Source organism: Methanolacinia petrolearia DSM 11571 (assembly GCF_000147875.1).
Taxonomy (GTDB): Archaea; Halobacteriota; Methanomicrobia; order Methanomicrobiales; family Methanomicrobiaceae; genus Methanolacinia; species Methanolacinia petrolearia.
In genome coordinates this window covers 1,478,971-1,500,688 of record NC_014507.1, presented here as the reverse complement: position 1 = coordinate 1,500,688, position 21,718 = coordinate 1,478,971, and the positions used below count along the sequence as shown (strand labels likewise).

Annotated in this window: 18 protein-coding genes; 4 read left to right on the top strand and 14 right to left on the bottom strand. The window is 44.2% G+C overall.

Translation table 11 applies throughout. The annotated features are described in order from the left end of the window. Positions 1–83: 83 nt before the first annotated feature. The 9 genes from MPET_RS07500 to MPET_RS07460 form a co-directional block, all read right to left on the bottom strand. The gene (locus MPET_RS07500) at positions 84–1,178 is read right to left on the bottom strand and encodes a hypothetical protein (RefSeq protein ID WP_187287543.1); all 1,095 of its coding nucleotides are present in this window, start codon (positions 1,176–1,178) and stop codon (positions 84–86) included. 5 nt (positions 1,179–1,183) lie between these two features. After that, positions 1,184–2,182, bottom strand: a complete 999-nt coding sequence (locus MPET_RS07495) for an ABC transporter permease (RefSeq protein WP_013329414.1) — start codon at positions 2,180–2,182, stop codon at positions 1,184–1,186. A gap of 13 nt (positions 2,183–2,195) precedes the next feature. Further along, a complete protein-coding gene (locus MPET_RS07490; protein WP_225353878.1) occupies positions 2,196–3,176 on the bottom strand; it encodes an ABC transporter permease in 981 nt (326 codons plus the stop codon). A gap of 376 nt (positions 3,177–3,552) precedes the next feature. Further along, entirely contained in the window at positions 3,553–4,686 is a 1,134-nt protein-coding gene (locus MPET_RS07485; RefSeq protein WP_013329412.1) for a hypothetical protein, read from the bottom strand. 7 nt (positions 4,687–4,693) lie between these two features. After that, on the bottom strand, positions 4,694–5,680 hold the full coding sequence (locus MPET_RS07480) for an ABC transporter permease subunit (RefSeq protein WP_013329411.1): 987 nt from the start codon (positions 5,678–5,680) through the stop codon (positions 4,694–4,696). A gap of 9 nt (positions 5,681–5,689) precedes the next feature. Next, positions 5,690–6,676, bottom strand: coding sequence for an ABC transporter permease (locus tag MPET_RS07475; RefSeq protein ID WP_013329410.1), 987 nt, complete (start codon positions 6,674–6,676; stop codon positions 5,690–5,692). A gap of 3 nt (positions 6,677–6,679) precedes the next feature. Then, entirely contained in the window at positions 6,680–7,603 is a 924-nt protein-coding gene (locus MPET_RS07470; RefSeq protein WP_013329409.1) for an ABC transporter ATP-binding protein, read from the bottom strand. A gap of 283 nt (positions 7,604–7,886) precedes the next feature. Further along, positions 7,887–9,026, bottom strand: coding sequence for a hypothetical protein (locus MPET_RS07465; protein ID WP_013329408.1), 1,140 nt, complete (start codon positions 9,024–9,026; stop codon positions 7,887–7,889). A 497-nt stretch (positions 9,027–9,523) separates the two neighbouring features. Next, entirely contained in the window at positions 9,524–10,627 is a 1,104-nt protein-coding gene (locus MPET_RS07460) for a hypothetical protein (RefSeq protein WP_013329407.1), read from the bottom strand. Positions 10,628–10,841: 214 nt separating this feature from the next. Between MPET_RS07460 and MPET_RS07455 the strand changes: the two genes are divergently transcribed. Further along, entirely contained in the window at positions 10,842–11,090 is a 249-nt protein-coding gene (locus MPET_RS07455) for a hypothetical protein (protein WP_013329406.1), read from the top strand. A 311-nt stretch (positions 11,091–11,401) separates the two neighbouring features. After that, a complete protein-coding gene (locus MPET_RS07450) occupies positions 11,402–12,478 on the top strand; it encodes a hypothetical protein (RefSeq protein WP_013329405.1) in 1,077 nt (358 codons plus the stop codon). A 221-nt stretch (positions 12,479–12,699) separates the two neighbouring features. On the opposite strand, the gene MPET_RS14500 is transcribed toward MPET_RS07450, so the two are convergent. Next, the gene (locus MPET_RS14500; protein ID WP_013329404.1) at positions 12,700–13,980 is read right to left on the bottom strand and encodes a metallophosphoesterase family protein; all 1,281 of its coding nucleotides are present in this window, start codon (positions 13,978–13,980) and stop codon (positions 12,700–12,702) included. 2 nt (positions 13,981–13,982) lie between these two features. After that, complete coding sequence (locus MPET_RS07440; RefSeq protein ID WP_013329403.1) at positions 13,983–14,165, bottom strand: hypothetical protein; 183 nt, start codon at positions 14,163–14,165, stop codon at positions 13,983–13,985. 139 nt (positions 14,166–14,304) lie between these two features. Between MPET_RS07440 and MPET_RS07435 the strand changes: the two genes are divergently transcribed. Next, a complete protein-coding gene (locus tag MPET_RS07435; protein WP_013329402.1) occupies positions 14,305–15,222 on the top strand; it encodes a cupin domain-containing protein in 918 nt (305 codons plus the stop codon). A 2-nt stretch (positions 15,223–15,224) separates the two neighbouring features. Here MPET_RS07435 and ablB read toward each other — a convergent pair whose 3' ends face one another. The 3 genes from ablB to MPET_RS14495 all read right to left on the bottom strand — a co-directional run bounded on the left by ablB (position 15,225) and on the right by MPET_RS14495 (position 20,180). Then, positions 15,225–16,073 carry a putative beta-lysine N-acetyltransferase gene (gene ablB, locus MPET_RS07430; RefSeq protein WP_013329401.1) on the bottom strand — a complete coding sequence of 283 codons (849 nt, stop codon included), beginning with the start codon at positions 16,071–16,073 and terminating at the stop codon, positions 15,225–15,227. Beyond that, a complete protein-coding gene (gene kamA / locus MPET_RS07425) occupies positions 16,063–17,376 on the bottom strand; it encodes a lysine 2,3-aminomutase (protein WP_013329400.1) in 1,314 nt (437 codons plus the stop codon). The genes ablB and kamA overlap by 11 nt, the downstream gene beginning before the upstream one ends. Before the next feature lie 380 nt (positions 17,377–17,756). Next, positions 17,757–20,180 (bottom strand): peptidoglycan-binding domain-containing protein, encoded by a 2,424-nt coding sequence (locus tag MPET_RS14495; RefSeq protein ID WP_013329399.1) that lies wholly within the window; start codon positions 20,178–20,180, stop codon positions 17,757–17,759. Between the two features lie 322 nt (positions 20,181–20,502). Between MPET_RS14495 and MPET_RS07415 the strand changes: the two genes are divergently transcribed. Beyond that, complete coding sequence (locus MPET_RS07415; RefSeq protein WP_013329398.1) at positions 20,503–21,693, top strand: ion channel; 1,191 nt, start codon at positions 20,503–20,505, stop codon at positions 21,691–21,693. Positions 21,694–21,718: the final 25 nt, after the last annotated feature.

Genomic DNA, 21,718 nt, shown 5'->3' with positions numbered 1-21,718 from the left:
CGACTGGCTGGCAACCCGCCGCCACGGCGGCAAGCCGCAGCAGGGATAGGCGAGTATTGATCATCCGAATATCTCTATGAAAATCATTCTATTTCACAAATTAAAAGTTCATCATTATAAGTTAGTAAAAGAATTTCTCCCGTGTGTGCATCGATTATGACTTCCTTTGGAGCATCGATATCCTCATCGTATCCGTCTTCCGAACGTTGTATTTCAGTAGTGTAAGGTATTTCCCATATAAGTTTGAGAGGCACGGGATTTTCCGAATAGACGTATGAATAGCGATCAAGCCAGTATAATGACGGGTAAAATCTGTCTTTGTCCACGTATTCTATACCAATATCGTCTAAGCCATATTGTTCTTTTAATTTCGATTCGAAGATCTCTTTTGCCATATCCAGTGTTATATCAGGCTCGGGGGAAAGTGTAGTGAGCTCTGTAAGGAGATTCTTGTTTGCCCGATTGTCTCCGTAAGCCTGAACTTCACCAGCTCTCAGGTTATAACTTACCGATACGTAGCTCCTTTCGTATTTAACTCCCCCACAGGTTTCATATATGTAAATTGCAGCATCGCCTGTGTAAAGGTATGAATCAACATTATTTGATTCGAGGACAAGATCATCACCAATTCTGTTCATGAATTCATCCCCCAATATCTCCCTGGCAAAATTAAGCGATTTGTTGACGGCAGTATTGAACGACACGACGTTCGGCCCGGACATTGAAGTCGAATATCTTTTTGAGTTATAGTTGATAATCCGGTTTGAAGTGGGGTCTATCCATATATACCGAATACCATTTGTCACATTATTGAATTTTATATTCGGGTAAGGATCGATTATAAAGTCGGTCTCATCGTTCCATACTCCTTCAAGAGAATCCCTCTCCACATTGGGAAATACTCTCTGAATTTCATCCTTTGCTTCCTCGATCAGTTCCGATTTTGTCTGTTCGTCATATTCGGGATAATAATCTCTCCACGAGACTGGGGATGATGAGCTTTCGGGCTGATAAGAACGGTTAATTTCCGGAGTTTCCGTTGGGACTGTAGTTCCTGACTGGCTGCCGTCATCCTGGACGGAACCGGTTGTAGTACACCCGCCAAAGAACGATAATAATATGAGCAATATTCCGGCGGTCATCAATAAGTAAGAAAGATATCTGCTTTGATTTTTCATCGCAATCACCGTAAATCGATCCTCATGAACTTCACGTAAGCTATTCCCATGAAGAAAACCGGATAGAATATCAAAAAAACAAGATTGCCCCACATGTCCGTCAAAATCGTGGTGAGATCCGGGATTCCGTTATCTTTGCCGGAATCATCACCCCCCGATTGAAGCGAATCATAGAACCGGTTCTCCTGTGGATTTATAATCGCGTCTGATAGCAGGTAATAATTATTATCGAAAGAAACCATGCGAACAAAATCCATCATATTGCTCCTTTTTTCGTTATATGATGTCAATTGCTCCCTCATTGCATCGTAGTTTGTCATATCTGAATTATTCGCAGTGATTATGGGTGTGGGTCCGAGTATGGAATCCACTGCCGAAGTTCCGACAGTATATATAAAACTGGTAATCAGCAGTAAAAGGAGCAAAGAATAGATTAGTGATATTCCGCTCGACTTCGAAAAAGTCGAAACCATCATTGACATAAGAAATACGCCCGATAAAAAAATTGTAGTAATTATCCAGAATACAAATATATATCCAAATTCGTTAATTTCAGGAACTATGCTGCATAAAAGAAGAATTGCCAGCGTTATTACAAATACTGTCATCGTTGCAATTGCAATTGTAATTATTCCCCCGAGAGCCTTTCCGTTTATGACTTCGTCCCTGTACACAGGCATTGAAAGTATTGCCTTGATTGATCCTGTCTCCCTTTCTTTTGTGAAAAGATCAAAGCCGAGTGCAACTGCAATAATTATTCCGAAGATCGAATAGCCCGAGATTCCCCTGTTGATTCCCAAAAATATATTCATCACTGAAGGGATATAGGAAAAATCTCCATATTGGGCATAGGATTCGATTGCATCGTAATAATCCCCGATTTCGTTTATTACATAATAGCCGCAGACTACCAGCATCAGGAACAGGAGAATTGTAAACCTGCGGCTGGTTATATGATCACGAATCTCTTTTATGGCAATCATTTTGACTCGTTTTAAATCCATATGTCAGTCACCTCTACCTCAGGTCCGCCCTCATGAATTTCACATATGCAATTCCGAAGAAAAGAACCGGCCACATAAGGAACACTATAATTTTAATCCATTTATCCTGCATTATTCCCCAGATCGACGGTTTTTCAAGTTCTCCGTGCCTGGATATATCATCGCTGAAATCTAATTTTGAAATAGCGTAAAATGACGGCCATGTAAGGGGAGCTACGAGATCGTTATAGATAATCCGGGCAGAGAACATGTTTGTGAATTCTGAAATGAAATCTTCTTTTCTGTAATATTCCTGTTGAATCTCCTGGAAATCTTCGTTATATCCCGACGACCCTGATGAATATTCGGACTCTTCAGGAGGATCTCCGATCAGAATTTTCGTTCCTATATCCCCGCCGATTGTGGGTATTATCAGAAAAAGTACGAATGTGATGACAAGAGCGATCATCAGTGCCTCACTGCTTGTCTTTGCAATTACAGAAGACATGACTGCAATGGAAAATGCCGTCAGTATAAACAAAATTGTAAGAAGCCAAACTATACCGATCATTGAAATGTCTTCTAAGTCCGGTACGATACCAAGAATGAGCATAGTGGCAATAACAAGTGCAAATCCGACAAATGTGAGGATTGCAAGTGATATTATCCCGCCGATTGCTTTTCCGTTTATAAGTTCGTCACGATAGAGGGGTCTCGATAATATTGTTTTTAATGATCCTGCTTCTCTTTCTCCTGATATCAGGTCGAAACCCAGTGCAAGGCCGATTATTGCCCCGAGACTGTACACCCCGATTGAATTCGTTATTTCCGTAAAAACCATAACAGCGGTGGGCTGGAATACCTCGGTCTCGCTGCCGGCCTTGTACCTGTCCAGTGCGTTGTTGTAGTTATTCACCCCGTTTATGGCGGATACGCAAAGAATGACACAGATTATTGCCAGCAGGACAAAGAACCTTTTGCTGATGAGATGGTCCAAAAATTCCTTTTCAGATATCGTTAACAGGCGGTTTAGATTCAGGTTTTATTTCCTCCTGTAAACTTTTGGGGATAAGTCTGCGATCTCAGGAATGCCGAAGATTTTTCCGTTGTATTCCCTGGTGATATATTCTGTAATTATCATGTCTGCCCCGTGGAGGGTTTTGGTCCTGCAGTTTTGTCATTTATGACTGAACAAACAATCTTTTAAATTTCCTTAATAAGGGATTTATGTGACAGATGTTGATCTTTTATTTTGTCCGGGTTTTGATTGTCTTAAAATATTCTTCATTGAAGGATTTCTTTTCATTTTCACTGGTATGAATTGAAGACGGTTATTAAAACGTCTTGTTGAAGGTTCGTCTAAAAATTAAAGAGAGGACAACTGAGGATTTTTACCCCATATAACCATATGTTTTGAATTTTATGTCCCCATATACAATCGTGTAGATCTCACCGGTATGTGCGTCGACTAAAAATGACCCGCATTGTAGACCAAAACCATTTTCCTGGTAATATTCACGGCTATCCTTATCACTAATTCCAATCTGCCAGACAAGTGGAATCAGGTCGGGATCGTCAGCATAAACAATATTGACATTATCCCACCATTTCAGATAACTGCCGGATGAACCAACTTCGGAGTATTCCAAATCTATTTCATCAAGGTCATATTCTTCAGAGATATTGTTCTCAAGCATCTCCACTGCTTCATCAAAAGTAATGTCAGGTTCTGCCGGGAGAATTGTTAGTCCTGAAAGAAGTGCTGAATTTGCTGTATTGTCGCTGTATCTTTCAATAACCTCTTTGTTCATTTCATATTCGGCCAAAACATATTCCGACATATATGGCACTCCATTGTATGTTTTGTAGAAATCAACCACAGCGACCGGGCGGGCGTAATCATCTTCATCATCTAATGCTTCTGTTTCATAACAGTTTGCAGTATTCATGTACGTATCGGGGTCATCAGCTATTGAGTCGTCACCCTGTACCTCTCTTATGAAATCGATCGCTCTTTGCGTTGCCTCATCAAAAGAGATTACGGGTTCTTCGGCGTTGCTGGTGCCTCCCGGACTGTAATATATTACTTCCATTGATTCCGGATCGACTTTAATGTAGTATGATCTGTCATCCGTTTGTGATTTTATATCGGCAAAATTAATATACGGGCGGCCGATTTCTTCCAGACCGTCGTCAGTAATTCTCGTATGCTCTACCCATTCTCCATTGAGCGTTGATTTGTATATATCAGGGAAGATTTTCATTATCTCGTTTTTGGCGTCTTCGATCAGTTCCGATTTTTCCTGGTCGGTATGATCGGGGTAGAAGTCCTTCCACGATACTGTCGGTTGCATACTTCCTGATTGTGTTGATTGGGCTTTTTCAGCTGTAACTGACTCCGTTTGTGTGCCTTGGGTGTTCTCCTGCTGATCAGGATTATTGTATGTACATCCTGCTGTCAGGATGACGAAAATCGTGCACAATGCTACTAAAAAGATTGAAATTATCTTCTGTTGTTTTTTCATATCATAATCACCTGAGATCCATCCTCATGAACTTTACATAAGCTATTCCGAAAAAGACTACGGGATATGCAATCAGGAAGAGAATGTAGCCCCAGATTTTTCCCAGCATGTCGGAAAGCGTTGGATCGGGACTCTCAGAATTATATTCGGATTGCGTTCTTAGATATAATTTGGGCTTGGTCAGGGCTATTGAAGTTTTGCGGTAATTTGTATCGAGAGAGACATAAAATACAAGATTTGTAAGCTCTATTCTTCTTTGATAATAAGCAGCGGATTCCTCCTGGTAGTGTTTTGGGTCCGATACACCCATATTGTTCGTGTTTATCGAAGGATCTTGCCCCATTATCGTGTCAACTGCAAAATCTCCTGTTGAATATATGACGCTTGTCAGGATGAGAAGAAGCAGTAATGAGTATATAAAAGAGATTCCGCTTGTCTTCGAAAAAGCCGAGACCATTATTGACATTATAAAGATCCCGGACAGGTAGAGGATCGTTATTAACCAGAAAACGAATAAGAAGCCCAATTCATTAAGACCCGGAACAATGCTATATATCAACATAATTCCAAGAGTCAGCACGAAGACGATCGTTATCGCAAGTGCTATTGCCATTATACCTCCAAGTGCCTTGCCGTTTATAACCTCGTCCCTGTAGACAGGAACCGAGAGGATCGCCTTGATCGATCCGGTCTCTCTTTCTTTCGTTATAAGATCAAATCCGAGAGCTATTGCAATTATCGACCCGAATATCGAGCTGCCTGCAACTCCGGACTTTATACCTTCGAAAATGTTCACAGATTTTGGAAGGCCAAAAAAGGAGTAACTATAGAGTGTGCTGTATTCCTCCAGATCCTCAAGATAATTGCCTATCTCCTTGAATACAAAGATCCCGGTTATCGTCACCATCAAAAACAAAAGGGCGAGGAACCGTCTGCTTGTGATATGATCCTGGAATTCCTTGTAACCTATCAGAATGATTCTTTTAAAATCCATAATTCTTCCTCACCTCAGGTCTGTACGCATGAATTTCACATAGGCTATACCGAAGAAGAGAACCGGCCACATGATAAAAACAATAATTTTTACCCATTTGTCACCGATAATCCCTAAAAGCGATGGTTTTTCGATATTATCTGTAATATCCGGATCAAGTGAATGTCCTGAAGGGTAAATCCTGTTCGTCACATAAAACGATGGATTCGTTATCGGGGAGGTTATACTGTTATAGACACTTTGTGCCGAAAAGAGATTGAAAAAATCATATATATCCAAAACCGCTCTTTCATAGTTTTCCTGTAGTTGCGAATCATGGTCATACCCTATATCTTCAGGTTCCGGTCCGAGAAGACAGGTCCCAAATTCTCCCCCTCCGACAGGGATTATATACATCATTATGAACAGGATGATCAGTGATATTATCATGGCTCCGCTACTGGACTTTGCGAGAACAGAAGACATCAGCGCCATTGAAAAATATGAGATCATATATAGGAGGGTTATAAACCAAATCACCCCGATTAAAAAAACCTCTTCAAAAGAAGGAACAATGCTTATAACCAGGAATATGGCAAGAATTGTTAAAAATCCTGCAAGTGTTATAATTGCGAGTGTGGTTATTCCGCCGATGGCCTTCCCGTTTATTAGTTCGTCCCTGTATAGCGGCTGTGAGAGTATGGTCTTTAAGGATCTTCCCTCACGCTCTCCTGCAACGAGATCAAAACCTATTGCAATTCCGATGATAGCCCCCAGACCTTCAAGACCAATTGAGTCTGTAATTTTTCCAAACGCGTAGAGGATTGACGGCATGAAGAGATCACCACCTTCTCCGACTTTATACCTGTCAAGGGCATTATTGTAATCGGTGACACCGTTTGCAGCTGCAACCCCAAGTACAAGGCATGTTATTATGAGTATCAGGAGGAATCGCCTGCTTGTTACATGATCTGACAACTCCTTTTGCGAGATTATCGCGAGTCTTGCGAGATCCAATCCCTATTCCCTCCTGTAAACCTTGAGGAAGAGGTCTTCAAGCCCGGGGCGGTCGAGATACATCTCCGTTATACCTGAACAGTGATCTTTCAGTTTTTCTGCAAGTAGGGGCCGGATGTCGTTTTCGACGGAGATCTCGATTCCGTCCTTCGTCCTTTCAACTTCAAGGATGTCGGGGTTTTTGATCGACTCGATCTCTTCGTAAAGTTCCGGGTTTATGGATTTGATGACGATCTTCTGTCTTGTGCCGCTCTGCCTGATGAGTTCGTCTTCGACTTCCTCTACAGATCCTTTTGCAACGAGTTTTCCCTGCGAGATGATCCCTAATGTAGTGCAGACCGCCCGGACTTCGGAGAGGATGTGGGAGCAGATGAGGACCGTCTTTCCTTCTTTTTCAAGCTCTTTTATTATCTCCCTGTACCTGAGTACACCTTCCGGGTCCAGGTTCGCGGTCGGCTCATCGAGGATCACGACCTTCGGGTCGTTCAAAAGTGCAAGGGCGAGCCCGAGCCTCTGGTTCATCCCTCTAGAATATTCGCCGACTTTCTGGGTGACCCCGTTGAGCCTGACGCTTTTCAGGAGTCTCTCTATCCGGTCCTCCCTCTCGTTTTTTTCAATCGGGTAGAATTTTCCGAGGTAGTCGAGGTTCTCGTAACCTGTAAGGTTCCTGTAGAAGCCGACATCCTCGGGGAGATACCCGAGGATCTCCTTTCCCTTTAAGGGATTTAGTGCGACGTTTACTCCTTCGATTGTACATGTGCCGGATGTGGGTTCGATCATTCCCGTGAGCATCAGGATGGTCGTACTCTTTCCCGCCCCGTTCGGGCCTAAGAACCCGAAGACTTCCCCGTCTCCGACTTCTAGGTTGAGGTTGTCGACTGCGTTTTTTCCGTTGTATTCTTTGGTGAGGTTTTCAGTTTTTATCATTTTTTACCCCCGTATGCAATCGGATTTTATTGTAAATGGTTGCTTTATGTGATCAAACAATTTTTGACTTCATTTATATGCGATTTATGTGGCAAATGTTGAACTTTCATTTTGGCTGAATTCAGTTTATCTGAGACATCACTCCATTGAAAAAAGATTATTACTTCTTATCCCGGTGAAAAATTGCATATAATTATTTAAACGTCTTATTGAACGATCGTCTACATATCACTGCCTGGAAGAAATTTAGATTGTTAAAAAAAGTGAGATTCAGTTTAAGTTTTCAGTCATAGGTATCAATATCGATATCCTTGTACCTAAGGTAAGTGATCTCTCCCGTGTGAGCATCGATTACCGCCTCCCTTCTGGCATTACCTGAATTAAATACAAGATACCATACCAGTTTGAAAGGCTCGGGATTGTCTGAAAAAATATTCTTTGGAATATTATCCCATACGAGTGCGTTTGTTGTAAAGCCTTCATCTGTTCTGTAATCAATATCTACCTCTCCGGGGTATCTCTCCGCGACTTTCGCTTCGAATATTCCCTTTGCCTCTTCAAGCGTTTTAATTTCCGGGTTTGGGGATAGTGTAGTCAGCGCTGCCAGAAGTTCCGGATCATAGGTGTAATCTGAATAACCAAGAACTTCATCAAGGACTAAATTATAATCAACGAATATTCCACCATTGAGATACGGGACATTTTCATATGGATAACCTTCTAACTCAATGATTACTTCTCCTTGATTATCTTCTGCTTCTAGATCTGTAAAGATAATTGAATAATCGTTCATTTCGTTGTTAACAAAATCTTCTCCTTTTACTTTTTTGATTAAGTTTAAACATTTCTCTTTTGCCTCTTCAGAAGTTACTCGTCTCTCTGCGCTTGCCGGAGGCGTACTATAGCCATAAGAGCCGAAATCAAGAACTTTTTTTGATTTGGGATCATAAACAATTCTCACCAGATTTCTCTGAATCCTTGATGAATCTCCGTTTGACATCTCCTCCTGTAAAGCCATGAAATTATCAGATGTGAAGTCTGCATTTTCAAAAACGATGACCGGGTAACCGTATGCAATACTCGTGTATGTGTAAACGTGTTCCTGCCATTGACCGTTCAGAGTTGACCTGTCAACGTTTGGGAACAGTCTCATAATCTCGTCTTTTGCCTCTTCGATCAGTTCCTCTCTGGTCTGGTCGTTATATTCGCTGTATTCAGGATAGAAGTCCTTCCATGAGACTGTCGGCTGTGTGCTTCCTGACTGAACTGACTGAGTAGTTTCAGCCGTTACTGATTCCGTTTGTGTGACCTGGGTGTTTTCCTGCTGGTTTGGACTGTTATAAGTGCATCCTGCTGTAAGAATGATTAAAATCGTACACAGTGACACCAAGAGAGTTGAAATAACTTTTTGCTGTTTTTTCATTAGATCACCAGTATTAAACCTGAAATTTAGACTAATATAAAAGAGTGATCTGTTTCACTCTAATATTTCAAAATATTATAGATATTCCTTAAAACCTCTTGTTGAACGATCGTCTACATATTGAATATCAGAATGTCCAATTATGTAGTAGGAAATTTTATTTTTTCCGATTTTTCCTGGTCGGTATGATCGGGGTCGAAGTCATTCTGGGACACCGTTGGCTGTGTGTGACCCGAGTATTTTCCTGCTGGTTTGAACTGTTAAATGTGCATCCTGCTGTTAGAATGACGAAAATTGTGCATAATGCTACTAAAAAGATTGAAGTTGTCTTTTTTTCATACAATCACCAGTAAACCCGATATTGAAATTAATTCAAAAGAATGGTCTGATGCACTCTGATAATTCAAATATTTAAGATGTTCATTAAAACCTCTTGTTGAACGATAGTCTACATGTTTATGAAATTAGGGAAGAAAAAGTATTATTTTATTGAAATTTCATCTCTCATCGAATTTCCTGATATTGTAGCTGCTATATGTAAGAGTATAAATCTCTCCGGTGTGTGCATCTACCCTGAATCCTCCGGAACGTGGATACGTTATCTCCTCGTCTGTTTCTTCACGGGTTTTTTTGTCACTATATCCTACACACCAGACAAGTGGAATCGGATTAGGATCGTCGGCATATACAATATCGTCATCATCCCACCAGAACAGGTAATTGTCATAGGAGCTGATTTTCGAATATTCCAGTTCTAGCTCATCTAAATCGTATCTTTCAGCGATTTTGTCCTCGACAATCTTCACTGCTTCATCGAAACTGATTTCAGGTTCTGCCGATAGTGTTGTAAGTCCCGATAAAAGGTCGGGGCTTGTTATACCGTTAGAATATCTTTCGATTCTGTCATGGCTCATGTCATATTCGGCAAAAACATAATCATATTGATATATGACACCGCTTGATGTTTTAAAATAATTAACACTTGCAACAGGCCTCTCATCTATTTCATATGAATCTCTGACCACCATGTATGCATCAGGATCATACACGATCGAGTCTTCTCCCTGGACATTTTTTATAAATTCGGTCGCCTTTTCCTTTCCTTCATCAAGGGATATTACTGGTTCTTTATAGTTGGCGCTATACGGAGTATAATATGTAATCTCCATTGATTCCGGGTCGACGAAAATTGCATGTTTTCTGTCGTCAGATGTAGATTTGATATTTTCAAATCTTATATATGGACTGCCGATCTCTTTCAAACCGTTATCTGTAGTTCTTGTATGTTCAATCCACTCTCCATTAAGCGTCGATTCTTCAATATCAGGAAAGACTCTCATGATCTCGTCTTTCGCTTCTTCGATCAGTTGCGATTTTTCCTGTTCGGTATGATCAGGATAGAAGTCTTTCCACGAGACTGTCGGCTGTGTGCTTCCTGGTTGAGATGATTGAGTGGTTTCCGCTGTTACGGCATTCGTCGGTGTGACCTGAGTGCTCTCCTGCTGATTTGGACTGTTATAAGTGCATCCTGCTGTCAGGACAACTAAAATCGTGCATAATGCTACTAAAAGGATTACAATGAATTTTTGTTGTTTTTTCATTGGATCACCGGTTCGGAATATGAGATGATTTAGTGATTTTCAAATTTTTCAATAAGGGATTTATGTGAGAAAAGTCGTTTTTTGATTTTTACTGATTTATTTTCATTATTTTGAATTTTTATCTGGTGGAGGAAGGATTTTCCACATCAGGATCGTCAGTTCTATAGACTATCCCGGACAATGAAAAAAATAACTAAACGGGAACTGATGGACAATGGGACAGGACATTAGCACTGATAAACTGGATATTGAAGAGACGGCGGCAAAATTTAAAAGAGCTATGGAGCAGATCCTGGAAGTTAATGACGATATTGTAAAGCATGAATCTGATTTTGAGGAAAACACTTTTAAGTTGCTTAGATATCCCCTGAAAAAAGCAATACCTGAATTATCCGATGCGAACAGGATGTTCGAGAAGTTGGTTGAGGTATATAATGACATGAAGGAGGCTGGTCTAAGATGACAGAAACGTAAATATTTTTCTGCGCCTTTAATCCGCTTACTTTCATCAGGGAGTTTTGTCCAAAAATAGTGATTTTCCATGTTATCCTGTTATAATTTTATCAACCGGAGGGTTTGCTATGTTCATATTAGGCGTTTATAAACCCAATCTCGGGTTTCCGTTTAGACAGATAATCTGCGTGACGTTTAATGGAGCTTAATCAGGGAAGTTTTGCTTCACGGGGTTCGCCGGAAAATGTTGTCATAAATACAGTATGCCAATGCATGAGGCCGGCATAGTCTTCCCCTATTTTATTCTATGGAGTTGAAAAAATGAATGAGCATAAGAACATGGATTACCTCAATGTCATGGTCGATCTGGCGGGTTGCCCGAACCGTTGCCGCCATTGCTGGCTTGGATCTCACAAAAACGGCAATATTAGCGTTGATGAATTTCGCGAAATTTCAGACCAGTTCAAAAACTGGCGTGACGAAAACGGCAACGGCATAAGTGAGCTTGGATTTTTCAGTTGGTGGCGCGAACCGGATTTCTGTGATGACTATCGTGAATTGTGGGCCCTGGAACAGGAATTATCTTCGCCCGGACGGGCGCAGCGGTTTGAATTGCTGTCCATCTGGCGGATGGCACGTGACGAAAGCTACGCGAAGTGGGCGGCGACACTTGGACCGAAAGTATGTCAGATTACCTTCTTCGGTATGGAGGGAAATACGGATTGGGGTACGCGAAGAACTGGCGCGTTCCGTGACAATCTGTTAGCTACGGAGCAACTGCTTGCAGCTGGAATTGCTCCGCGGTGGCAGTTGTTTATAACGAAGAAGTGTCTGAACGAGTTGAACGAATTTGTAAAACTCATATCGGACCTGAAGCTCGTCGAACGCTGCCTTCTGATTGGGCAAAAATTCGACTTCTTTATCGGCGGGATGTCGCCGGAGGGCAACGGGTATGAACTTGATAGAGAACGTCTTGAGCTGGACGATTTGGCATTGATTCCCGAAGCAATGACGAGATTGAGTCGCAACGGTCTTTATCTGCTTGGCAAGCCGGAAAGCGAATTGTACGTTGAACTTGTTAAAACAGATTCTCCGCCTAATATTGATACGAATGTTAAATCGCTTGTGGTGAATGCCGATTTCGACGTTTACCCTAACGTCGCTGAACCGACCGAATGGTGGCGGCTCGGCAATCTCAAACGAGACGGAGTGGACACGATAATGAAAGCGTACCGCGACGAAACTACTCCGGGTATGCGAGCGAACCGGAGTATGCCCATCTCTGAATTGACCCGTCGTTACGGCGATCCGTATAGCCGGAAATTGTATCAAAAAAGTGATCTCATCTGCCGCTTTATGCACCAGTGGGGAGTGGATTACATGGAAGGAAATGAATGAAACATGCCAAATTATTGCGGACGATTGGAACAAAGGCTCCTACAAGTATTATGACAGAATCAATTTGTGTAGCTCATTGCTATCTCCATGGTAATAATAATTCTAATTTATAGACAATTTAAAAAAGCAAATATAATGAATAGTAAAAATATGCCCCTTTAGATCTCCAAAAAAAAGAAATTCTAAATCTAAATAATACAGGGAAGGGGAAGATTTCCCCGTCAGGGGCTTATGCCCTTATAGATTGCCAGAAAATCCTCATAAAGCAAAAACCGTTCCGCAGTAATCTCACCCTTTTCGTACAAATCAATCAAACCACTGATCTCCTCAAGTTTTACGGGGTGATAACCGGTAAGTTCGCAGCAGACGTTTATGGTTTTGTTCGTAAAATCGATGAAAGGATAATCCGAAATTCTGCTGTTGTGGACATGCCCGTGGATCGTCCACCCGGAATAACCTTCGGGCCTGAACTTGGGATCGTGGATCAGCAGATAGTCTCGTCCTGAATAATTGATCGTCACCTGTTCGGGCAGATCTTCCATAGATCCGTCATGGTTTCCCTTTATAAATTCGATATTCCCGTTGAGTTCCGAGAGGTATCTGGTGCAGGTTTCCCGGTCGAGATTATAGGTGAGATCCCCGAGATAGTATACGGTATCGGACGGTTTGATCGTGTTGTTCCAGTTCCTGACGAGCACTTTGTCCATCCTTTTCGAATCACCGAGCGGATACGGGCGTGAAGCACCCCAGATTATGTCGCTATGGTCCAGGTGAAGATCGGACAAAAGGTAGACCTCGTCTTTTTCAGAAAATTTTGTCCCGGTGGATTCGTAGTTCCTAAGTCTCCGGAATACTTCGAAGCTCTCTCCTGACCTGCTGCCGGTGGTCTTGCCCGACCATCTTTTTTGGATGAGGTCGTAGGTCTTCAGGTGGCCGTTTTCGTCCGAGAGTTCTATATGGATGCTTTCCACAGGAAGGACGAAGTCCCGGATCTTGTATCTCGGAGACTTCGCAACAAGCGATAAAAGTCTGGTGACGATATCGTTTTTTCTCTTCGATGCATGTCTGTAGATAATTTCGGCGTCGATGAGTCCGGGATATTCGAGTACCGGGACATAGAGTCTGTTATCGGCGTTAAGCATATTTTGGAATTCTAACTTTTCCGAAGTGAGCAGCCTTTCCAGTTCTTTGCAGAGACCGGCGATCTCCGGGGATGTTTCTGCCCGGAGCGATAATCCGTATTTTTTATCCGGAGTTTGCTTTGTGTACCCGTTTAGAAGGAATGGGAGATACGGGAATCCTGAAGATGCTTCCTTTATGATCTCCATGATCCTGCGTTCCGGATTTTTGTCTTCGTATTTTATTTTGAAGAGAACAATTCCGGGATTGTCCAGGATCTTATGATAGTATACGGAGTTTCCGATCTCGTTCATCCGTTCGCATATCCTGTGGCGGAAATGAGACGGTCCGATCGAGATTCTTAATTCATGGTTAGGATTCAAATTTAATATCTCCCGAAGGATTCAAGCTCTTCCCTGACTACTCTCCTGATGTCCTCGGCGTCGATCGTATTTCTGCTGCTGTTGTGGATCATCTTATCCATAGTCCTGATCCCTTCGCTTATCGACTTCCCGTATTTCATCGCAATCTCTATAGAATCCTCATCTATCCGGATTACCTTTGACATGTTACATATTGTAGCGGGTTGAAACAATAACTGTTACGATCTGTTACATTGTGGTGGAATCCCTGTAACAATTTGTTACAGTGCCGTTTTTTTTCGTATCGACATCAATAAAATCAAAAAAAAGAGATAATTAGTTCTGATGAATTCGTATCCGGTGATTTTTGCGGTAGTTGCGGTTGCCTGCATTTCTTTCGCAATTGCGGGATGCACGGGGACGGGGGATTCCGGCATGAGCGAGGCCGGTTTCGTGCAGAACGGAACTCTCTACGTAATCGATCAAAACGATCTCGAAGGCATCTCTCTCTTCGGCGGCGAGGGAAGCCTGGTTGAATTTTTCTCTCCCGCGGTTCTTGAAAAGCTGAACATCCCGGAAGAGACCGATATCAGTATCGGCTATGTCGTCATCCCTCCCGGAAACGGTCTTCCTCCTCATTATCTTCTCGGATCTGACGAGGTGGATTATATTATCTCGGGTGAGGGCGTGATTACAATCGACGGACAGGAGCATGAACTCTCATCCGGGCAGGCCGTCCTGACTCCCGCAGGATCTGTCCAGTCGTTTGTGAACACGGGTGATAATGATCTTGTTTACCTGACTATTGTTCAGCCGTATTATAAGTATGAAAACGACGTCTCGATCAATGGAGATACCGGGAACATATCATATAAGAGCCACCCGGAGATCTTCATCTCGAACCCGGAGGAGAACGAGGAATGGAACCCGTCCGAAGGAGTTCAGATCTATGCAGTTGTGAATCGCGGGATCATGACATTGCCTGACGACGCGGTTTCAACCGAATACAGTATTGCATATGCGGAATTTTCACCCGGTGCATCAATTCCGTCTGAGGTTATCGCGGAGTCGGACGAACTCGATTATGTCCTTGAAGGAGAGATCGAGGTTTCGTCGGGGGACAATACATATACGGTGAAAAAGGGACAGGCCGTGCTGATCCCGAAAGGTGTCTCCCGGGAATTCAGGAATAATGATGACAGCAAGACCGTTCTTCTCTCTTTCGTAAATCCGTACTGGAGAGACGAGACAGGATCATCCTGAAATCAATCTATTTTTTTGTACCAGACGTTCATCGATTCGAACGATCCGCAGATATTGGTATTGTTCTTCAGCGTCCCGCAATATTTGTAGCCCGACCGTGCGAAGAGACGGTTCACCGGTTCGTGTGCCGCTCTTGCGATTGTATAGGATGTGATGAACCCGTCTTTCTTCATCTCATTCTCCATCACTTCTAGAAGAAGACCCGCATATCCGTTGCCCCGGCATTCGGGGGAGACCGCGAAGTCCGTCATCTCAACGTTGAGGCCGGAGATATCGGTTTCGCAGGAGGAGGCCGCAAGAAGCATATCGTCCTTCCATATGCCGAAATACCGGATGTTTTCGTTCATCGTCTGGCGGATGTAGCCGGGATCATGGATCGGAAACGGGTAGCTCTCGAAGACCTGTCCGTATAGCCCGGCGAGTGCATCTGCATCCTCTTCTCCCGCTATTCTTATTTCAAGATCTTTTCCGTCTTTATCCGGGGTTCTCGTATCCCGGATCTTTTCGGTATCCCTGAGGATTCTTTCGATCTCATCTTTGCAGGATGCTTCGATCTCTTCCCTTCCGGGACTGTAATATTTCGAGAGGAAGTAACCGTCGCTTTTGCCGTTGAAAAGTTCCGGAGCGACGGCTTCGATCTTATAGCCGTTTTTTGCGAATGTGTCTGCGGCATCGCCGGGAACTTTTGCAAAAGACTTCGAGTATTCGTATTTTTCCGCGATGCCGTCTATCATCTCCATAACTATCACCGGGATATCGTCGGGTGAGAGTTTCATCAGATACACCCTGTCGTTTAATTTCCCGTGCTGGATTAGCGAATTCCCGATAGTGCATACAACGTCATTTTTCATCTCTTCTCTCCATCCTCTCGTTGTTCTCGGGATAAAGGGCGATGGTGTCGTCATAGTCGCACAGGAGTTTCTCGATTCCGATGGATTTCGACTCGTCCGCGTTGTCGAGTTTGAGCTGGAGCGTGCATTCTTCGCATTTCCTGTTGCAGTAAACCGCCTCGTAGTTGTCCGGCTCCTTGTAGGTGCAGATGACCCCTTCGTAGTTTCTTAAGACGACCTTGTTCGTCGACCACGAGATGAGGTAGTTGGGCATCAGCGGGATCTTGCCTCCCCCTCCGGGGGCATCGATAACGTAGGTAGGAACGGCGAAGCCGGATGTGTGCCCCCTGAGACTCTCGATGATCTCGATCCCTTTTCCGACCGGCGTCCTGAAATGCGAAAGCCCTTCCGATAGATCGCACTGGTACATGTAATACGGCCTGACCCTGTTCATGACGAGCTTGTGCATGAGCGTCTTCATGATCCTCGGGCAGTCGTTTACGCCCGAGAGAAGGACCGACTGGTTTCCGAGCGGGATTCCGCCGTCTGCGAGCTTTCTTAACGCTTCGGTGGACGAGCTCGTGATCTCTCTCGGGTGATTGAACTGTGTGTTGAACCATATGGGATGGTACTGCCTGAGCATCTCAACGAGGTTGCTGTCGATCCTGTACGGGAGGACGACCGGAAGGCGGCTGCCGATACGGACGATCTCCACGTGAGGGATTTCGGTCAGCTCCGACAGGATCCACTCGAGATATGAATCGTCAAGGAGAAGGGGATCTCCGCCGGATAAAAGAACATCCCTTACCTGCGGATTGTTGTTGATATAATCGATTCCTTTGCTGATCTGGTCCTTGTCCGGGATGTACTCCACGTCTCCGACTTTTCTCTTTCGTGTGCAGTGCCGGCAGTACATTGCGCATTTGTTGCTGACCAGGAAGAGCACCCTGTCGGGGTACCTGTGCGTAATTCCTTCCACCGGGCTGTCACGATCTTCGTCTAAGGGATCGGCGAGGTCTTCTTCGATTATGTCGAGTTCATGGACCGAAGGGAAGGACTGCATGAAGATCGGATCGTTTTCATAGTCCTCCGTTTCGATGAGCGAGAGGTAATACGGGGTTATTGCAAGGGGGAATTTTTCAAGTGTTTCTTTTAGTTCTTCGTATTTTTCATTGGTAAAAGTGATCCCCGTGATCTTTTCGAATGTATCGAGATCTCTTATCGTATGGCTGAGCTGCCATCTCCAGTCTCTCCATTTTGAGAGTGTTCCTTCCGAATCTATTTTTAATGTGATCTCTTTCTGGGTATCTGAATAATTTATCATGTTTATCGTTGAATTGAATCAATATTGTCGCTGTGAGGCTTTCGGACCTCAGTCCGGCGGCCGTTTCACTTTTCTAATCCTTGTAAGGTTTTCAGGAAAAAAGGGTGTTTTCTAGGTTATTGTCTTTTTATAAAAGACTGAAAGCTTTGCCAGTCTCGGGCCGATGTGTTTTTTTGTGGTTTTTGTATTGAGGGATCTCAGAAGATCCATTTCCGTTTTATTAAGCATTATTTTACCATATTTTCCCGGATTTCCGTTGGCCGGGGGGGCTTTATACACCTATCTTTCGGATGTTATATATGAATTGTGGACTGGTCAAAAGGCTGTAATCAGGTGATTTTCTGTCTTAATATCAAAAAAAAGGTGGTTTGAAATTATTTTCAGTCTGTCTTCTCAAGGCAGAAGCCGACATCGTCGCTTCTCCTGAATCCCATGGTTCCGCTGTTTACTATCGTGCGATCACGGACCCACAGCCTTATGATGTACCCGCATGGGTCCATCGATTCTGTATCGAGGGTCCATGTCCCGGATTCTCCTTCCGTGGGCACGATATCGAAACTTCTTACAGGCGGATTCACTGTGGCGCCGCCTGCAGGTACGCCCGGGAAAACGGCCAGGGTCAGCTGTCCGAAATGTTCGTCGCTGACGCTGTAGGTTCCGTGCAGGATATCGCCTTTCTTGAAACGTCCGCATTTTTCGGGAATACCTGTGCCGATCGGGTGGACTGTCGGGTCGGCGCCACGCTGGTACCCTGTAAGACCGATCTGGGGTACAGGATATTCGTTGTCCAGGCAGATTCTTATTATGCAGCGGGTTGTTCCGTCCGCTCCGCAATGAAGTACGCCCGGCGGAATTTCCGGGTTGTCGACGTCTTTTGCGACGATGAGGATCTCCCAGATTCCTGTTTTCGAACCGGTCTGCCAGTAGGCGAGGACGGGCAGGACGTAGTAGCGTTCGCGTGTCGCCCCCGAACCGGGCAGGACTATTCCTGGATCTTCGAGATAGGTGTAAAATCCGTCGGCAGGATCGATCTTCTGCGGATAATCTTCCTGGACATGGGTGTCGTTGTCCTTGATGCGGACTTTTACATTGAAGCCGTCGTTGAGGTCCTGCCACGGCTGTGGGTCTGCAGGGTTATACGGCCGGACCGAGATTTTGTACTTCACCGGTGCAGCTACGCCGTCGAGGACGCCCCCGGGCGGATTGTCGATAAAACCGGTAATGGTTACCGTTCCGCCGAACGGACTGCTGTCTGCATAGAAGGCGGAGATTATTCCGTTTCCGGTTGCAAGCCCGGTTGCCTGGCTGATGTCGCAGACGGCCATGTTGCCTACGGTTTCGATGTATGGCGTGTGCTCTCCTGTTGGAACTGGGCCGGGTTTGATAAGGATGCGGGTTTCTTCACGGTTTCCGTATTTCGGGACCCAGTTGGGATTGGCCGGCGGCGGCGGAACTTCCCAGGAGAGTATGGCCCGGATCTTTACTTCGCTTGGTCCGGAAGTGCACGGGCGGCGGTGATGGCTTAGGTCGACGTTGAGGGATACGGCATACTGGAGATCTTCTTTCGGTATGCTGCTGATATCGTGGACATTGACGGCTTCGGTGCCGAGATATGACCATACGGCTTCGATCTCGTCGTACTCCCAGAATGCGACATACTCAGTGCTGCCTTTGGTGCAGAGGCCGCCGGAATAGCCGCCCGGGAGCTTGATCGTCAGGACGCCTGTCAGCATCCTCCGGGAGGAGTCGTAACCGACGCACCTGAGTTCTTCGTAATTGGTGTTGCCGTCGAAATTTGCCAGTTCCTTGATGATTTCCGGGATTTTGATGTCGAATTTGGAGAGGTAGTCGCTGAGTTCGAGTGTTAATGGTGCGGGGATTGCGGGTTTGGCCAGGAGTTTGTTGATGTGGGTGAAGGCGAACCTGTTTGCAGGGACGGCGGTGCCTTTATAGATCTCTGCCAGTTCGGCGATCGTATATTTTTTGGGTTCTTTGACCGGGAACGGTTTTGTCAGGTCGAGTTGTTCGAGAATGGTATTGGGATATTTATCGAACAGGTCGGAGTAATCGTTCAGGAGCAGGAATTTCAATTTGTCCATCTGGATTCTTGCGTCGATGGTGTTGCCCCATACGGGCACGGCGTTTGGATTGTCGGGTTCAGGTGGATCGTTCCACGACAGTATTGCCCTTACCGCCGGGAGGTTTTCGATTTTGCACCATTTCTTTTTCGGGGTGATGTCGAGTGTGACGGCATATTCCAGCGGTTTTTCCCCGGGGATGTCGTGTGCGGTGAAGTTTACTACTCCGAGATCCTTCCAGTTTCCGTCGTTGTTCCAGTCGATATAGAACCGTACATACTCGGGGGTGCCGCAGGAGCAGATGTCCCCGCCATAGCCGTAGTCCTTTTTTATGTGGATTACGGCTTCGAGCTGGGACAGGTACGGGTTATATCCGAGACATTTGAGCTCCTCGAAGGATGTGTCCTGTTTTTTGCTTTTGACGGCCTTGAATTTGGACGCTTTGATGTTTCCGAAGTAATTGGGATTTGTCAGGAGCAGTTCGCGGAATTTCAGGCGCTCGGGTTCCGGTTTTTCCAGGACGGTTTTGATTCCGAGTGCATTGACGCTTTCCGGGCCGATGACGCCGTCGATTGAGAGTCCTTTGTTTTCCTGGAATTTGGAGACTGCTTTTCGGGTTACCTGCCCAAAGTTTCCATCTACTTCTCCGGGGTCGTATCCGAGTTCCTTTAACTTGCTTTGAAGTTCGCAGACGGGTTCCCCCTTCGAACCGATTTTAAGAGACATTTTTTATCCTCCTTAAAAATTTTCAATTTTGTTTTTGAGAAAAAAAATCGATTTGTTGGTGTGTTCTCCGGTCCGACAATCTGGTGCACATTTTTGGTGCAGATCGATTGTTTACCTGGAGATTCGCTGGAATCTTAATTCCTGTTGCAGGGGCCTCCCGATCTCGTGTTGGATCTTCCCTGCCTCAATTGGGGTAATAGTAATTTTTATACGGCTTATATTTTTCTCAGGGGATGTGTCATCACATTTATGGCGCCTCATGGCAATCCCAATATCATGCATTTGTATCTCGATCTCTACGTGAAAGTGTGGTGATGTTTTTTTGTGTGATTATACTTTTCGAAACGGAGAGAAGTGCCCGGAACCTGCGATAGAAGGGTCCCGGTTTTGTGTGCTTCATGTTCCTTTTCCGGAGGATAATGAAGACCCAGAGTATCAGCGTCTTAAGGAAATGAAAGAGGAAAAAACGAAGGAAAAGGTGAACTCTGGAGATTTTAATTTTGAGGGTGCGATACTGTATTCTTTTGATTTACCGGTTAAGACGGAGGGGGATATCAATTTCAATGATGTACGGATCAAAGAAGATGCCAAGTTTGAAAGTGCGAATATTGGTGGAAATGTCTGGTTTGAAAGTGCGAATATTGGTAGGAATGTCTGGTTTGAAAGTGCGAAAACGGGCAGTGATGTTTGGTTTAGAGGAATAAAAATTGCTGGAGATGCCTTATTTAATAACGTGAAAATCGGTGGGAATGTTGTATTTGGGGGGGCAAATATCATTGGAAATACCATCTTTGGAGGTGCTGAAATAATTGGATATGCTTGGTTTGAAAGTGTAAATGTCGGTGGTGAAACTTGGTTTGCAAAAGCAAACATCAGAGGATATATATTATTTAGAATGGCAAATCTTGGCAAGAATGTAAATTTTATACATGCAAAAATCGACGGAGATGCTTTATTTGCTGGTTCAGAAATTGGCGAGAATGCCCTATTTAACAGTGCTTCGTTTTCAGGCAAAGTAGAACTTATTCCTATCTATGTAAAAGGAATCGTAGATTTCAGAGATGCCAAATTTTCGTCTCATAAAGCTCAGGAAAATGCCTGTCGATTAGCAAAAAACCAATGTATTAAATTCGGTGATAATCACGAGGCAGACAAATACTTTTATCGTGAAATGGAGGGAAAGCGAAAGCAAAAACTGGAAATTTTCAGGTGGCCGGAATATATCCTTGTTCAGTTGATATTCGGATATGGCGTGCGGCCTTTACGAACTTTTTGTATCTGGTTTGGATTTATTCTCACATTTGCGATAATATATTTCAGCTATCAAACGCTCGATCCGGGATCTGAATTTATCGAATATTTTTATTTAAGCACGACTACCGCAATGACACCGGGATTCGGCGGGTACAAAATTTCTCCTGCATGGCAGGGGCTGGCACTTGTCGAAGCGTTCTTTGGAACATTTATGTGGGCCGCGTTCATCACGATCTTTGCAAGGAAGTATATGCGGTAAAAACTCAGTGCTTCAGAATTTTGGT

Excerpts from the sequence above, each read along its gene's own strand:
- MPET_RS07500 (WP_187287543.1), bottom strand. The coding sequence starts at position 1,178 with ATGAAAAATCAAAGCAGATATCTTTCTTACTTATTGATGACCGCCGGA.
- MPET_RS07495 (WP_013329414.1), bottom strand. The coding sequence starts at position 2,182 with ATGGATTTAAAACGAGTCAAAATGATTGCCATAAAAGAGATTCGTGAT.
- MPET_RS07485 (WP_013329412.1), bottom strand. The coding sequence starts at position 4,686 with ATGAAAAAACAACAGAAGATAATTTCAATCTTTTTAGTAGCATTGTGC.
- MPET_RS07480 (WP_013329411.1), bottom strand. The coding sequence starts at position 5,680 with ATGGATTTTAAAAGAATCATTCTGATAGGTTACAAGGAATTCCAGGAT.
- MPET_RS07470 (WP_013329409.1), bottom strand. The coding sequence starts at position 7,603 with ATGATAAAAACTGAAAACCTCACCAAAGAATACAACGGAAAAAACGCA.
- MPET_RS07465 (WP_013329408.1), bottom strand. The coding sequence starts at position 9,026 with ATGAAAAAACAGCAAAAAGTTATTTCAACTCTCTTGGTGTCACTGTGT.
- MPET_RS07460 (WP_013329407.1), bottom strand. The coding sequence starts at position 10,627 with ATGAAAAAACAACAAAAATTCATTGTAATCCTTTTAGTAGCATTATGC.
- MPET_RS07455 (WP_013329406.1), top strand. The coding sequence starts at position 10,842 with ATGGGACAGGACATTAGCACTGATAAACTGGATATTGAAGAGACGGCG.
- MPET_RS07450 (WP_013329405.1), top strand. The coding sequence starts at position 11,402 with ATGAATGAGCATAAGAACATGGATTACCTCAATGTCATGGTCGATCTG.
- MPET_RS07440 (WP_013329403.1), bottom strand. The coding sequence starts at position 14,165 with ATGTCAAAGGTAATCCGGATAGATGAGGATTCTATAGAGATTGCGATG.
- MPET_RS07435 (WP_013329402.1), top strand. The coding sequence starts at position 14,305 with ATGAATTCGTATCCGGTGATTTTTGCGGTAGTTGCGGTTGCCTGCATT.
- ablB (WP_013329401.1), bottom strand. The coding sequence starts at position 16,073 with ATGAAAAATGACGTTGTATGCACTATCGGGAATTCGCTAATCCAGCAC.
- kamA (WP_013329400.1), bottom strand. The coding sequence starts at position 17,376 with ATGATAAATTATTCAGATACCCAGAAAGAGATCACATTAAAAATAGAT.
- MPET_RS14495 (WP_013329399.1), bottom strand. The coding sequence starts at position 20,180 with ATGTCTCTTAAAATCGGTTCGAAGGGGGAACCCGTCTGCGAACTTCAA.